This window comes from Micromonospora sp. NPDC005206 (genome assembly GCF_040608175.1).
GTDB lineage: Bacteria > Actinomycetota > Actinomycetes > Mycobacteriales > Micromonosporaceae > Micromonospora.
This window is the reverse complement of record NZ_JBEXHU010000003.1, coordinates 391693-405460: the sequence shown is the minus strand read 5'-3', so window position 1 is coordinate 405460 and position 13768 is coordinate 391693. Positions and strand designations below refer to the sequence as shown.

Below are 13768 nucleotides of genomic sequence, written 5' to 3'. Positions count from 1 at the left end.
ACCTCTTGGTCAACCCGGGGTGGTCGGGTCGGTGGGGGCGCGCTGGGCACGCCAGTGGGAGAGGGCCAGCGTGGCCGAGTAGCCGGCCAGGACGATCACGTGGAACAGGTAGAGCCAGAGGAGGACGGCGACGCCCGCGCCGATCTCGTCGAAGCCGCCGAACGGCACGCCCAGGTCCAGCGGCAGCGAGGCGAAGAGCACGAAGCCGTGCATGAAGCCGGAGAGGTTCGCCGCGGTGAACGATCCCATTCCGAGCGTGGAGAGCCAGTCCGGCGACGCCGGCCCGACCACCCGGAACACCCATATCAGCACCGGGGTGAGCACCAGCCAGACCGCCAGGAACGACAGCACCACGCCCAGCGCCCCGATCCAGCCGCCCCGCCGGACCAGCCCGGTGGTGAGCGGCAGCGCCAGCAGGATCGACAGCAGCAGCGCGGGGGCCGGCGCGAGCAGTGGCAGCAGCAGCAGCCGGCCGCGCCAGCCGACCAGGTGCTCGTCGGTGCGGGGCGCGGCCACCGACACGAACGCCCGGCGCAGGCCCTCGCCGTACAGCGACGCGGGCAGCAGCGAGGCCAGTGCGAGCACCGGGGTCAACTCCGCCCCGGCGTTGACCAGCGCGGCCACCGCCCGGGGCGCCCCGATCGCGGTGGGAAGCGCCTCCACGGCGTACGAGGTGAGCCGGCGTACACGGTCGGCCCCGGCGACGAGCGTGGTGAGCCAGATCGCCAGCAGCGCCACCGGCACCACGGCGATCGCGCCGTAGAACGTGATCGCGGCGGCGTGCAGTGACAGGTCCCGTCCGCGCACAGGGCGGAACGCGGCGTTGACGATCCGCTTCGTCCGCTGCCATCCGCTGCCCACCGCGATCTCTTTCCCCGTCGTCGGCCCGGCCACTCATTAAGATCGCCCGCCATGACCGTTCTCACCACCGAACGCCTGATCCTGCGTGACTGGACCGCGGACCCGGCCGACCTGGCCCGCATCTACGACATCTACTCCCGCTCCGAGATCACTCGTTGGCTGGCGGTGTCTCCGGGGTTGCCGATGACCGACCCGGGGCAGGCCGCTGAACGGCTGCAGATCTGGCGGGATCGGCACGCGGACGACCACGGCCGGTACGGCACCTGGGCGATCGAGGTGCGGGACACCGGGCTGGTGGCGGGGACGGTGGTGCTAAAGCCCCTGCCAGGACAGGACGAGGAAATGCTTACCGGGGACATCGAGGTGGGCTGGCATCTGCACCCGGACTCGGTGGGCCACGGCTACGCCACGGAGGCGGCCCGTGCGGTCATGTCGCGGGAGTTCGCGGCCGGGACGCCGAAGATCCACGCGGTGGTCTCGCCGGGCAACGATCCGTCGATGGCGGTCTGCCGGCGACTCGGGATGGCCCACGTGGGCCGGAGCACCGACTGGTACGGCGGTGAGGAGCTGGAGACGTTCGTCCTGACCGCCCCGACCGGCTGAGGGTGAAAGGAAGGGCCCCTTATTAACGCCTGGCGTTAATAAGGGGCCCTTCCTTTCATGGACGCGACGCGCTCGGGGGCCGCGGCTTCGTCCGAGCGAGGGAACCGACGGTCGTCGATAGTCACCGTGGTCGAAGTGTTGACGCCCTCGTAGCACGTCAGTAACATCTGGTCAACGTCATGCAAAATCTCGACAAAGACGTGCCTGATTCTTTGCATGAGGTCGAAAAATCTGGCGGGCCGTCTAGGCGGCTATTTCTCCCCCGAACCCGCCGCCACCTCCCCACACCAGCCGACGCGCCCCCGCGCGCCCGGCCGATGACGCGCCGAGTCACGCCCCACGCCGCGGTCAGCCCGCCGCGGCGCCGTCCCCCAACGACAGGACAGTGATGAGACGAACGAATCTGTTCAGGATGGTGGCGGCGACAGCCGCGGCCACGGTGATCGCCACCGTCGGGTCGGCGGCCGTCGCGCACCCGGCTGGCGCCGCCCGCCCAGCCGACACGACAGCCGCGACGGGCACCGCCTTCGCCCCGGCGGCCACCAACCTCGCCCAGGGGCGACCGACCCAGGAGAGTGGCCACGCCGACGTCTACGACTCGTCCAGGGTCGTCGACGGCAACGCGGGCAGCTACTGGGAGAGCGTCAACAACTCGTTCCCCGAGTGGGTGCAGGTCGATCTGGGCTCGTCGCAGGCCGTCAACCAGGTCGTGCTGAAGCTGCCGACCTCCGGGTGGGCGACCCGTACGCAGACTCTGAGCGTGCAGGGCAGTGCCAACGGTTCGGCGTTCACCGACCTGGTCGCGTCGCAGACCTACACCTTCAACCCGGCGAGCGGCAGCACCGTCACGATCAACTTCAGCCAGACCGCCACCCGCTACGTGCGGATCACCATCACCGGCAACAGCGGCTGGCCGGCCGGGCAGCTGTCAGAGCTGGAGGTGTACGGCAGCGGCGGCGGCGGTTCGGACACGACCGCGCCGAGCGTCCCCGGGACGCTGTCGCACAGCACGTCGGGCAGCACGATCACCCTCAACTGGGGTGCCTCCACCGACTCCGGTGGCAGCGGTCTGGCCGGCTACAACGTCTACCGCGGCGGCAGCCTGATCGCGACGCTGGGCACCGTCCTCACGTACCAGGACACCCAGCCGTCGACGGCGACGGTGTCCTACTACGTGCGTGCCCGCGACGGCGCGGGCAACCTGTCCGGCAACAGCAACACCACCACCCGGACCGGCACGCAGCCTCCCGCCTGCACGAACGTGGCGCAGGGCAAGACCATGACCGCGAGTGGCTCCACCTTCACCTTCACCCCGGAGAAGGCGAACGACGGGCAGCTCGCGACGTACTGGGAGGGCGCGGCGAGCTACCCGCAGAACCTCACCGTGGCGCTGGGCGCCATCCACTCCATCTCGGCCGTCACCGTCAAGCTGAACCCGGACCCGGCCTGGGGCACCCGTACGCAGACCATCCAGGTCCTCGGCCGCGACCAGGCCTCGTCCACGTACACCAACCTGGTGTCGGCGGCGAGCTACCAGTTCGTCCAGGGCAACAACGTGGTGCGCATCCCGGTCACCGCGACCACCGCCGACGTGCAGCTGCGGTTCACGGCCAACAGCAGGGCACCCTCGGGTCAGGTGGCCGAGCTTGAGGTGTGCGGTACGCCGGCACCCAACCCCGACCTGGTCATCAGCTCGACCACCTGGTCGCCGGCGTCGCCGAGCGAGGCCACCGCGGTCACCCTCTCGGCCGTGGTCCAGAACGTGGGGTCGGCGGCGGCCGGAGCCACCACGGTCAACTTCAGCCTGGCCGGCGCGGTCGTCGGTAGCGCCGCGGTGGGCGCGCTCAGCGCCGGCGGCTCGACCACGGTCTCGTTCAACGCCGGCACCCGGCCGATGGGCAGCTACAGCGTCTCGGCGGTGGTCGACCCGACGAACACGATCGTCGAGCAGAACAACGGCAACAACAGCTACACCGCGCCCTCGCCGCTGGTGGTCGTGCAGGCTCCGGGGCCCGACCTGCAGGTCCTCAGCATCGCCTCCAACCCACCGAACCCGGCCGTGGGCGCGTCCGTCACGTTCACCGTGTCGGTACGCAACCGCGGCACCACCGCGACCGGCGCGACCACGGTCACCCGGCTGACGGTGGGCGGCACCACGCTCAACACCAACACCGCCTCGGTCGCCGCCGGCGCGACGGTCAACGTGGCTGTCGCCGGAAGCTGGACCGCCACCAGTGGCGGCGCCACCATCACCGCCACCGCCGACGCGACCAACACGGTCGCCGAGACCAACGAGACCAACAACGCGTTCACCCAGTCGATCGTGGTCGGGCGCGGGGCGGCGGTCCCGTACGTCTCCTACGAGGCCGAGTCCGCCCAGTACCAGGGCACGCTGCTGGAGGCCGACCCGCTGCGCACCTTCGGGCACACCAACTTCGCGACCGAGTCCTCCGGCCGCAAGTCGGTACGGCTGAACAGCACGGGCCAGTTCGTCCAGTTCACCTCGACCAACCCCGCCAACGCGATCGTGGTGCGCAACTCGATCCCGGACGCGCCCGGTGGTGGCGGCATCGAGGCGACGATCAGCCTCTACATCAACGACGTCTTCTCCCGGAAGCTGACGCTCTCGTCGCGGCACAGCTGGCTCTACGGCAACACCGACGGGCCGGAGGCGCTGACCAACACACCGCAGGCCGACGCGCGGCGCCTGTTCGACGAGTCGAACGCCCTGCTGTCGCAGTCCTACCCGGCGGGCACCCGGTTCAAGTTGCAACGCGATTCCGGCGACTCGGCCTCGTTCTACATCATCGACATGATCGACCTGGAGCAGGTGGCGCCACCGGCGGACCAACCGGCCGGCTGCACCTCCATCACGTCGTACGGCGCGGTCCCGAACGACGGGCTCGACGACACCGCCGCCATCCAGCGGGCGGTGACCGACGACCAGAACGGGGTCATCGGCTGCGTCTGGATCCCGGCCGGGCAGTGGCGGCAGGAGCAGAAGATCCTGACCGACGACCCGCTGAACCGGGGTACGCACAACCAGGTCGGCATCAGCAACGTCACGATCCGGGGCGCCGGCATGTGGCACTCGCAGCTCTACACGCTGACCGAGCCGCAGAACGCGGGCGGCATCAACCACCCGCACGAGGGCAACTTCGGGTTCGACATCGACAAGAACACCCAGATCTCCGACATCGCCATCTTCGGCTCCGGCCGGATCCGTGGTGGTGACGGCAACGCCGAGGGTGGCGTGGGTCTGAACGGCCGGTTCGGGACGGGCACCAGGATCAGCAACGTCTGGATCGAGCACGCCAACGTGGGTGTCTGGGTGGGTCGCGACTACGACAACATCCCCGACCTCTGGGGGCCGGCCGACGGGCTGCAGTTCAGCGGCATGCGGATCCGCAACACCTACGCCGACGGCATCAACTTCAGCAACGGCACCCGAAACTCGCGGGTGTTCAACTCGTCCTTCCGCACCACCGGCGACGACGCACTGGCGGTCTGGGCCAACCCGTACGTCAAGGACCGGAACGTGGACATCGCCCACGACAACCACTTCGTCAACAACACCATCCAGTTGCCCTGGCGGGCGAACGGCATCGCCATCTACGGCGGCTACGACAACTCGATCGAGAACAACCTGATCTACGACACCATGAACTACCCGGGCATCATGCTGGCGACCGACCACGACCCGCTGCCCTTCTCCGGGACGACGCTGATCGCCAACAACGGGCTCTACCGGGTCGGTGGCGTCTTCTGGAACGAGGACCAGGAGTTCGGCGCCATCACCCTCTTCCCCGCCACGAGAGACATCACGGGGGTCACGATCCGGGACACCGACATCTACGACTCCACGTACGACGGCATCCAGTTCAAGAACGGCGGCGGCAACATGCCGAACGTCGCGATCACCAACGTGCGGATCGACAAGTCCAACAACGGCGCCGGCATCCTCGCGATGAGCGGTGCCCGCGGCAACGCCAACCTGACCAACGTGACCATCACCAACTCGGCCGACGGCAACATCGTCATCCAGCCGGGCTCACAGTTCGTCATCAACGGCGGCTAGTCCCGACCGGGGGCCGTTCCGGCGGCCCCCGGTCGTTCCGCCGGCTCCTTGATCAACACGGTTTCGGCGATGTCGGGGTGTCCGGGTGTCTGGGATACCCCGACTTCCGTGATCCAGAGTCGATCATCGCTCACGTGTGTGTTGCAGCAAGCGGTCGGACATCAGACACCGGCCGCCCGTCGGCGTCGGTGAGGCTAGACGGGTCACGACCGCCGCGCGTGGTTACTGACCAGCGTCAACAGGGCGGGGCCGGGGTCCGTGCGTGCGCCCCACCCCTCAACGGCGTGCAGAACCGCCACCGAACCCGTGCCATCGTGGACATCGAATCGGCGCCGGACCGGCTCGGGTTGGAACGGGCAGCGACAGGTCGGAGGTAAGCATGGATGACGAAACCGGTTCCACCTCAGGCCGGCTGCGTGCCGTGCTGCGTTGGCTTGGGGCGGCCGCCGCACTCGCAGGCATCGTGGGCGTGGTGTTCCAGGTGATCGAGTGGGTCGGTTCCCGTGACACGCCGTCGGCAGAGGCCAGCGTCGAGGCCAGCCCGACCTCGGCGGCTCCGCCCACCGCCAGGGCCAATGGCGATGAGCAGTTCGTGCAGGTTGGGCAGTGTGTGCACAACGTCGGTGACGCAGCCAGCGTGGTGTACGAGATCACCCCGTGCGGTTCCGGGACGTGGCGGGTCCTGGCCCGCATCGAGCAGGCCGTCGCCAACGAGGCGCAGGCCGACGCGCTGGGCGAGGCCCAGGCACCCGGCTTCGCCGACTACCACTACTCGAACTGGGCGAAGCGCTCCGGCTACCTCGACGTCGTCTTCTGCGTCAGCCCTGCCTGATCGCCGCCGGAACACCCGTAGGTGGGCGGCGAGGCTGAGGCTCCCAGCGGGCGTACAGCGGCGGTGGGGAAGAATGGCCCGGTGACTTCCCCCCGCGACCTCGTCCTGCTCGGGTCCACCGGCTCGATCGGCACACAGGCCATCGACATCGTCCGGCGCAACCCGGACCGGTTCCGGGTGGTCGCCCTGGGCGCGGGCGGTGGCAACGTCCAGTTGCTCGCCGCACAGGCTCTCGAACTGGGCGTCGACGCGGTCGGGGTGGCCAAGGCCTCCGCCGCGCAGGACCTCCAGCTGGCGTTCTACGCCGAGGCGAGCCGGCGCGGCTGGGCCACCGGCGACTTCAGGCTTCCCAAGATCGTGGCCGGCCCGGACGCGATGACCGAGCTGGCCCAGTGGCCGTGCGACATCGTGCTCAACGGGGTGGTCGGCTCGCTCGGGCTCGCGCCTACGCTGGCCGCGCTGCGCGGTGGTCGTACTCTCGCCCTGGCCAACAAGGAGTCGCTCGTGGCCGGCGGCCCGCTGGTCAAGGCCGCGGTGACGCGGCCGGGGCAGATCGTCCCGGTCGACTCGGAGCACTCGGCGTTGGCCCAGTGCCTGCGCTCCGGGTCGCGCGGTGAGGTACGCCGGCTGATCGTCACCGCCAGCGGCGGCCCGTTCCGGGGTCGGCGGCGCGACGAGTTGACCGAGGTCACACCCGATCAGGCGCTCGCCCACCCGACCTGGAACATGGGGCCGGTCGTCACGATCAACTCGGCCACGATGGTCAACAAGGCACTCGAGGTGATCGAGGCGCACGAACTGTTCGACGTGCCCTACGCCGACATCACGGTGATGGTGCACCCGCAGTCGGTGATCCACTCCATGGTCGAGTTCACCGACGGCTCGACCATCGCGCAGGCCAGCCCACCGGACATGCGGCTTCCGATCGCGCTGGGCATCGGCTGGCCGGACCGGGTCCCGGGGGCCGCCACGGCGGTCGACTGGACCGCCTCGCACACCTGGGAGTTCGCGCCGCTGGACGACGCCGCGTTCCCGGCCGTCGCGCTGGCCAAGGCCGCCGGGGAGGCCGGCCGGTGCCGCCCGGCGATCTACAACGCGGCGAACGAGGAGTGCGTGGAGGCGTTCGTGGCCGGTCGGCTGCCGTTCCTGGGCATCGTCGACACGCTCGAACGGGTGTTGGACGAGGCTCCGGACTTCACCGAACCAGGTACCGTCGAGGACGTGCTCGCGGCGGAGTCGTGGGCGCGCGCTCACGCGCAGGAGATCATCGCGGGTTCGGTGGAAGGAGCTTGATGGCAAACCTGCTCGGGGTGGCGCTCTTCGCCCTGGCCATCCTCGTCTCGGTCAGCCTGCACGAGGCCGGTCACATGCTGACCGCCAAGGCGTTCGGGATGAAGGTCACCAAGTACTTCGTCGGTTTCGGCCCCACCCTCTGGTCGTTCAGGCGGGGTGAGACGGAGTACGGCGTCAAGGGCATTCCGCTCGGCGGCTTCTGCAAGATCGTCGGGATGACCGCGCAGGACGACGACGTCGACCCGGCCGACGAGCCGCGGGCGATGTGGCGCTACCCGGTCTGGAAGCGGACGATCGTCATGTCCGCGGGCTCGATCACCCACTTCGCGCTGGCACTGATCGCGATCTGGATCGCCGCCGTCTCGCTGGGCCTGCCCAACCGCGACTTCCCCACCACCGAGGCGCAGATCCGCCAGGAACCGGCGGTCATCGCGCTGTCCGACTGCGTGGTCCCGGAGAACGCCCCCCGGGCCTGCGCCCCCGGCGACGTCGCCAGCCCCGCCGCCCAGGCCCAACTGCGCGACGGCGACCGGATCACCTCGATCAACGGCACGCCGATCAACAACTACGGCGAACTGCTGGTCGCCCTGCGTGGGCTGAAGCCCGGCGACCCCGCCCAGATCGACTACGTGCGCGACGGGCAGCCGGCGAAGACCAGCACCGTGCTCGCGCAGACCCAGCGCCCGCCGCTCGACGACCCGAAGGGCACCGTCGCCCCGGTCGCCGCACTCGGCGTCGGCCTCGTACCCACCACGCCGACCCGGGTGACGTACGGGCCGGTCGCGGCGTTCGGCGCCACCGGCGACTTCACCCGCGAGTTGGCCGTCGGCACCGTCCAGGCGTTGCAGCGGCTGCCGCAGAAGGTCCCCGCCCTGTGGACCGCCATCACCGGCGGCGAACGTGACGTGGACACCCCGATCAGCGTGGTCGGCGCCAGCCGGCTCGGCGGCGAGGCGTTCGCCAACAAGGCCTGGCTGCTGTTCGTGACGCTGTTCATCTCGTTGAACTTCTTCATCGGCGTGTTCAACCTGCTGCCGCTGCTCCCGCTGGACGGCGGCCACATCGCGATCGCCTGGTTCGAACGGGCCAGGTCCTGGCTGTACGCGAAGATCGGCCGTGCCGACCCCGGACGGGTCGACTACCTCAAGCTGATGCCCTTCACGTACGTGGTGATCCTGATCGGTGGCGTGTTCACGCTGCTGACCATCACCGCGGACGTCGTCAACCCGATCACGCTCTTCCCAAGGTGAGTGCTGAAGTGACCGCTGTCCGTCTCGGTATGCCCGCCGTACCGCCCCCGTCGCTCGCTCCCCGCCGGGCCAGCCGCCAGATCATGGTCGGCTCGGTGCCGGTCGGCGGCGGCGCGCCGGTGTCCGTGCAGTCGATGACCACCACCCTCACCTCCGACGTCAACGCCACCCTCCAGCAGATCGCCGAGCTGACCGCGTCGGGTTGCCAGATCGTCCGGGTGGCCGTGCCGTCCCAGGACGACGTCGAGGCGCTGCCGGCGATCGCCAAGAAGTCGCAGATCCCGGTGATCGCCGACATCCACTTCCAGCCCAGGTACGTCTTCGCCGCGATCGACGCGGGCTGCGCGGCGGTCCGGGTCAACCCGGGCAACATCCGCCAGTTCGACGACAAGGTCAAGGAGATCGCCGCGGCGGCCTCCGCCGCCGGCACGCCGATCCGGATCGGCGTCAACGCCGGCTCGCTGGACAAGCGGCTGCTCGCCAAGTACGGCAAGGCCACCGCCGAGGCGCTGGTCGAGTCGGCGCTCTGGGAGTGCTCGCTGTTCGAGGAGCACGGCTTCCGGGACATCAAGATCTCGGTCAAGCACAACGACCCGGTGGTGATGATCCGGGCGTACCGGCAGCTGGCCGAGCAGTGCGACTACCCGCTGCACCTGGGCGTCACCGAGGCCGGCCCGGCCTTCCAGGGCACGATCAAGTCGGCGGTCGCCTTCGGCGCCCTGCTCGCCGAGGGGATCGGTGACACCATCCGGGTGTCGCTGTCCGCCCCGCCGGTCGAGGAGATCAAGGTCGGCAACCAGATCCTGGAGTCGCTGGGGCTGCGCGAGCGCGGCCTGGAGATCGTCTCCTGCCCGTCCTGCGGCCGGGCCCAGGTGGACGTCTACAAGCTCGCCGAGGAGGTCACCGCCGGCCTGGAAGGGCTGCCGGTGCCGCTGCGGGTGGCCGTCATGGGCTGCGTCGTCAACGGCCCGGGCGAGGCTCGCGAGGCCGACCTCGGCGTCGCCTCCGGCAACGGCAAGGGCCAGATCTTCGTCAAGGGCAAGGTCGTCAAGACGGTGCCCGAGGCGCAGATCGTGGAGACGCTGATCGAGGAGGCGCTGCGGATCGCCGACGAGATGGGCGCCGAGCTTCCCGAGGAGCTGCGCGGGCTGGTCACCGGCCCGACCGTCACCGTGCACTGATCCGTTCGTCGGCGCGCCGGCGACCTGTTCACACAGAGCGGCCGTTCCCTCCGGGGAACGGCCGCTCTGTGTGAGTGGCGGGTGCCGGATCCGCCCGTGCGGGGCGGGTGGCACTGCTCTTGTGTCACTCCGATTCGGCGAGGATGGCGTACAGCTTGCGCCGGGTCTCGTCGAGCACCTGGGCGGCCCGCTCCCGCTGGTCGTCGGTGCCGTTCATCATCACCTGGCGCAGTGCGTTCATCGCCTGGGCGCCGGAGTCGCGGATGTCGTGCCAACTGCTCACCGTGCCCTGGGCGACGTCCGCCCACGGTGGCGTCTGCGCGGCCTGGGTGGCCTCGGCCTGACCGGCCTCGGTGACCGTGAAACGCTTCCGCCCGCCGCTGGACTCCTCCGTGCTGGCGACGATCACACCCTCGTCCTCCAGCAGTTGGAGGGTGGGGTAGATCGAGCCCGGGCTCGGACGCCAGGCACCGCCGGTGCGGGAGTCGATCTCCTGGATCATCTCGTAGCCGTGCATCGGCCGTTCGGTGAGCAGGGCCAGCACGGCGCCCCGGACGTTGGGGCGTCGGCCCCGGCCCCGACCGCGACCACGGCCGCCCCAGGGACCGCCGTGCTCGTGTCCGTGTCCGTGCGGACCGGGCGGGATCGGCGGGAAGCCGAAGCCCCGCATCCTCGCCTCGTGCAGGTGGTGCTGCTGTCGATGGAACCTCATGGGTTCTCCCTCTCTGCGTACTGTCGCTGATGCATCAACGATATATCGGCAATGCATCGCCGACAAGGCCAGTTAAATAAACCGTACGTACGTCTTGCTAGGCTGTCCGGCATGCGCCTGCTTCCCCCGCCCGGTCCCGCCCGGGTCCTCACCCTCGGCACCCTGGTCAAGACCGTCGGTCGGGGCCTGTGGCTGGTGTCCAGCGCGCTCTTCCTCACCCGATCGGTCGGCCTGTCGGCGACCCAGGTGGGCGTCGGGCTGACCATCTCGGCGCTGGTCGGCGTCCTGGCCAGCGCGCCGAGCGGATACCTGGCCGACCGCCTCGGCCCGCGCGGCGCACAGGTCGGCGGGCTGATCGCCGCCGGCACCCTGACCGCGGGCCTGATCGCGGTCCGGTCGTTCCCCGCCTTCCTGGTGGTGGGCGCCGCCACGGCGCTCGCCGACGCGGTCGAGCGCGGTGCCCGGGGCGCGCTGATCGCCGGCGCGATCCCGGCCGACCAGCGGGTGCACACCCGCGCCTACCTGCGGGCCACCACCAACGTCGGGATCTCCGTCGGCGCAGTCCTCGGCGGCTTCGCCATCGCCGCCGACACCCGCGCCGGGTATGTGGCGCTGATCCTCACCGCGGCGGTGGCGTCGCTGGCCGCCGCGGCGGTCTTCGTCCGCCTGCCCACCGTCGCGCCGGTCGCCGCCCCGACGCACGGCCCCCGGCTCATCGCCCTGCGGGACCGCCCGTTCCTCGCCTTCACACTGCTCGACGGGCTGATGTCCATGCACTTCAGCCTGCTCACCATCGCCCTGCCGCTGTGGATCGCCGGGCACACCGCAGCACCCGCCTGGATGATCTCCGCGTTGACGCTGGTCAACACCGTGCTGGTGGTGCTCCTTCAGGTACGCGCCGCGCGCAGCGCCGTCACCCTGCCGGGAGCCGCCCGCGCCGCCCGCCGGGCGGGGGTGGCCATCGCGCTGGCCTGCGTACTCTTCGCCGCGAGCGGCGCGCTCCCCACCGCCGGCGCCGTCGGCCTGCTCGGCTGCGGGGCGTTGGTGCACGTGATCGGGGAACTGTGGCACTCCGCCGCCGGGTGGGGGATCTCCTTCGGGCTGGCGCCGCCCGACGCGCAGGGGCAGTACCAGGGGGCGTACGGCATGGGTTACGAGCTGGGCAAGATGCTCGCACCGGTGGTGGTGACCACCCTCGCGCTCGGCTGGGGTGTGCCCGGCTGGCTGGTGCTCGGTGGGCTGTTCCTCCTGCTCGGTGCCCTGGTGCCCCCGGTCGTCCGGTGGGCCGGCCGGACCAGGTCGACCAGCCCCGCGGACGAGCCGGTGACCGTCTGAGACCGGCCTCGCCACTCGGCCGGCGGGGTGGGGGTGGGATCTGGCAGGCTGGACACGTGCTGACGGTGCCGGTACGGCAACTGGGGGAATCGGAGCGCCGCGCGGTCGAGCGACTGCTCGACCTCGACCCGTTCGCGGGCGCGCAGGTCGCCGAACGCATCGCCGCGCGCGGGCTCTCTTGGTGGCGGGCCGAGGGCAGGATCCTGGGGTACGGCGCACGGCGCAACCTGGAATCGCTCTGCTGGCTCGGCGGCAACCTCACACCGGTGCTCGCCACCGACGCCGCGGTGGCCGCCTTCGCCGACCTGCTCGCGGGCGAGGAGCGGCTCTGCTCCTCCATCGTCGGCCGCGCTGACGCCGTCCTCGGGCTGTGGGACCGTCTCTCCGACACCTGGGGTCCGGCCCGGGACGTCCGCCCCAACCAGCCGCTGCTGGCCACCGACGCGCTACCGGCCGTACCGGTCGACCCGGAGGTACGCCAGGTCCGCTCCGGTGAGGTCGACCGACTCTTTCCAGCGTCGGTGGCCATGTACACCGAGGAGGTCGGCGTCTCCCCACTCGCCGAGGACGCCGGGCGCAGTTACCGCCGGCGGGTCAACGACCTGGTGCGCGCCGGCCGGGCGTACGCCCGCTTCGTCGATGGCAAGGTCGTGTTCAAGGCCGAGTTGGCCGTGGTGACCAAGCGGACCGCGCAGGTCCAGGGCGTCTGGGTGGCGCCGGAGTGGCGGGGCCGCGGGATCGCCACCGCCGCGATGGCGACCGTGGTGCGCGACGCGCTGCTGCGGGTCGCCCCGACGGTCAGCCTGTACGTCAACGACTTCAACCTGCCGGCTCGCCGGGTCTACGAGCGCTGCGGTTTCCAGCCGGTCGGCACCCTCGCCACGGTCCTCTTCTGACCGCCCGCCGGCGGTCCTTCGGATATGCCGCTGGCCGGCACCCCGGGGTGGGGTGCCGGCCAGCGGTCGATGTCGTGCGGTGGTGCGGTGGGTCAGCTGTTCCAGTGCTGGGCGACCAGGTCGGTGGCCTGCTGTTCCCACTGGGCGTAGGCGTCGGGGTAGGCCGAGACCTGCACGGTCTGCGCGGCGTCGGTCAACGCCATGTCCTGCCACCCGTCGACCTGCTTCAAACCCTTGAGGAACGCGGTGGTGGAGTACTCGGGGTTGGTGATCTGCTCCGGGGTGCCCCAACCGGAGGTCGGGCGCTGCTGGAACAGGCCCAGCGAGTCATGGTCGTTGGCGTCGCCGAGGTGGCCCAGGTTCTCCAGCTTCGACTCCTGCAGGCTCGTGGCGATCGAGATGACCGCGGCCCGCTCGGGCAGGCCGGCCTTCTTCGTCGCCGCGATGATCGCCTTCACGTTCGCAACCTGCTCGTCGTTCAGGTTGATGTGCGACTGCGCGCCCTGCGGCTTAACCGTCTGCACCGCGACCGCGACCGGCTTGCCATCGGCGGGGGTGGCGGCGTGCGCGGCGATCGGACCGGCGAAGACACCACCGGCGAACGCGAGACCAGCAACAGACAGCATGCTCTTACGAATGATCGTGTTCATGAGGGGGTCAGCTCCTTCACGGGGGTAGACACCCACACGCCCGAGGGGGACGGCGCAAGGGTGCGAGCACCTCGTCC

Annotated in this window: 11 protein-coding genes; 8 read left to right on the top strand and 3 right to left on the bottom strand. The window is 70.4% G+C overall.

Annotated features, from left to right (window positions below; genetic code table 11):
* Positions 1-9: 9 nt before the first annotated feature.
* Positions 10-861: a YhjD/YihY/BrkB family envelope integrity protein gene (locus ABZU69_RS05995; protein ID WP_354963278.1), complete on the bottom strand. Its 852-nt coding sequence runs from the start codon at positions 859-861 to the stop codon at positions 10-12.
* A gap of 51 nt (positions 862-912) precedes the next feature.
* On the opposite strand from ABZU69_RS05995, the gene ABZU69_RS05990 reads away from it, so the two are divergent.
* The 6 genes from ABZU69_RS05990 to ispG all read left to right on the top strand — a co-directional run bounded on the left by ABZU69_RS05990 (position 913) and on the right by ispG (position 10098).
* Positions 913-1464 (top strand): GNAT family N-acetyltransferase, encoded by a 552-nt coding sequence (locus ABZU69_RS05990; RefSeq protein WP_354963277.1) that lies wholly within the window; start codon positions 913-915, stop codon positions 1462-1464.
* Positions 1465-1852: 388 nt separating this feature from the next.
* Positions 1853-5542 (top strand): CARDB domain-containing protein, encoded by a 3690-nt coding sequence (locus tag ABZU69_RS05985; RefSeq protein ID WP_354963276.1) that lies wholly within the window; start codon positions 1853-1855, stop codon positions 5540-5542.
* A 379-nt stretch (positions 5543-5921) separates the two neighbouring features.
* On the top strand, positions 5922-6374 hold the full coding sequence (locus ABZU69_RS05980) for a hypothetical protein (RefSeq protein ID WP_354963275.1): 453 nt from the start codon (positions 5922-5924) through the stop codon (positions 6372-6374).
* A gap of 81 nt (positions 6375-6455) precedes the next feature.
* Positions 6456-7667, top strand: a complete 1212-nt coding sequence (dxr, locus tag ABZU69_RS05975; protein WP_354963274.1) for a 1-deoxy-D-xylulose-5-phosphate reductoisomerase — start codon at positions 6456-6458, stop codon at positions 7665-7667.
* The gene (locus ABZU69_RS05970; RefSeq protein ID WP_354963273.1) at positions 7667-8917 is read left to right on the top strand and encodes a site-2 protease family protein; all 1251 of its coding nucleotides are present in this window, start codon (positions 7667-7669) and stop codon (positions 8915-8917) included. Before dxr ends, ABZU69_RS05970 begins: the two co-directional genes overlap by 1 nt.
* A gap of 8 nt (positions 8918-8925) precedes the next feature.
* Positions 8926-10098, top strand: a complete 1173-nt coding sequence (gene ispG, locus ABZU69_RS05965) for a flavodoxin-dependent (E)-4-hydroxy-3-methylbut-2-enyl-diphosphate synthase (protein ID WP_354963272.1) — start codon at positions 8926-8928, stop codon at positions 10096-10098.
* Positions 10099-10222: 124 nt separating this feature from the next.
* On the opposite strand, the gene ABZU69_RS05960 is transcribed toward ispG, so the two are convergent.
* A complete protein-coding gene (locus tag ABZU69_RS05960; protein ID WP_354963271.1) occupies positions 10223-10810 on the bottom strand; it encodes a PadR family transcriptional regulator in 588 nt (195 codons plus the stop codon).
* Between the two features lie 111 nt (positions 10811-10921).
* On the opposite strand from ABZU69_RS05960, the gene ABZU69_RS05955 reads away from it, so the two are divergent.
* Both ABZU69_RS05955 and ABZU69_RS05950 read left to right on the top strand, forming a co-directional pair.
* Complete coding sequence (locus ABZU69_RS05955; protein WP_354963270.1) at positions 10922-12145, top strand: MFS transporter; 1224 nt, start codon at positions 10922-10924, stop codon at positions 12143-12145.
* 56 nt (positions 12146-12201) lie between these two features.
* Positions 12202-13041, top strand: a complete 840-nt coding sequence (locus ABZU69_RS05950; protein ID WP_354963269.1) for a GNAT family N-acetyltransferase — start codon at positions 12202-12204, stop codon at positions 13039-13041.
* A gap of 92 nt (positions 13042-13133) precedes the next feature.
* On the opposite strand, the gene ABZU69_RS05945 is transcribed toward ABZU69_RS05950, so the two are convergent.
* Positions 13134-13691: a hypothetical protein gene (locus tag ABZU69_RS05945; protein WP_354963268.1), complete on the bottom strand. Its 558-nt coding sequence runs from the start codon at positions 13689-13691 to the stop codon at positions 13134-13136.
* Positions 13692-13768 lie beyond the last annotated feature (77 nt).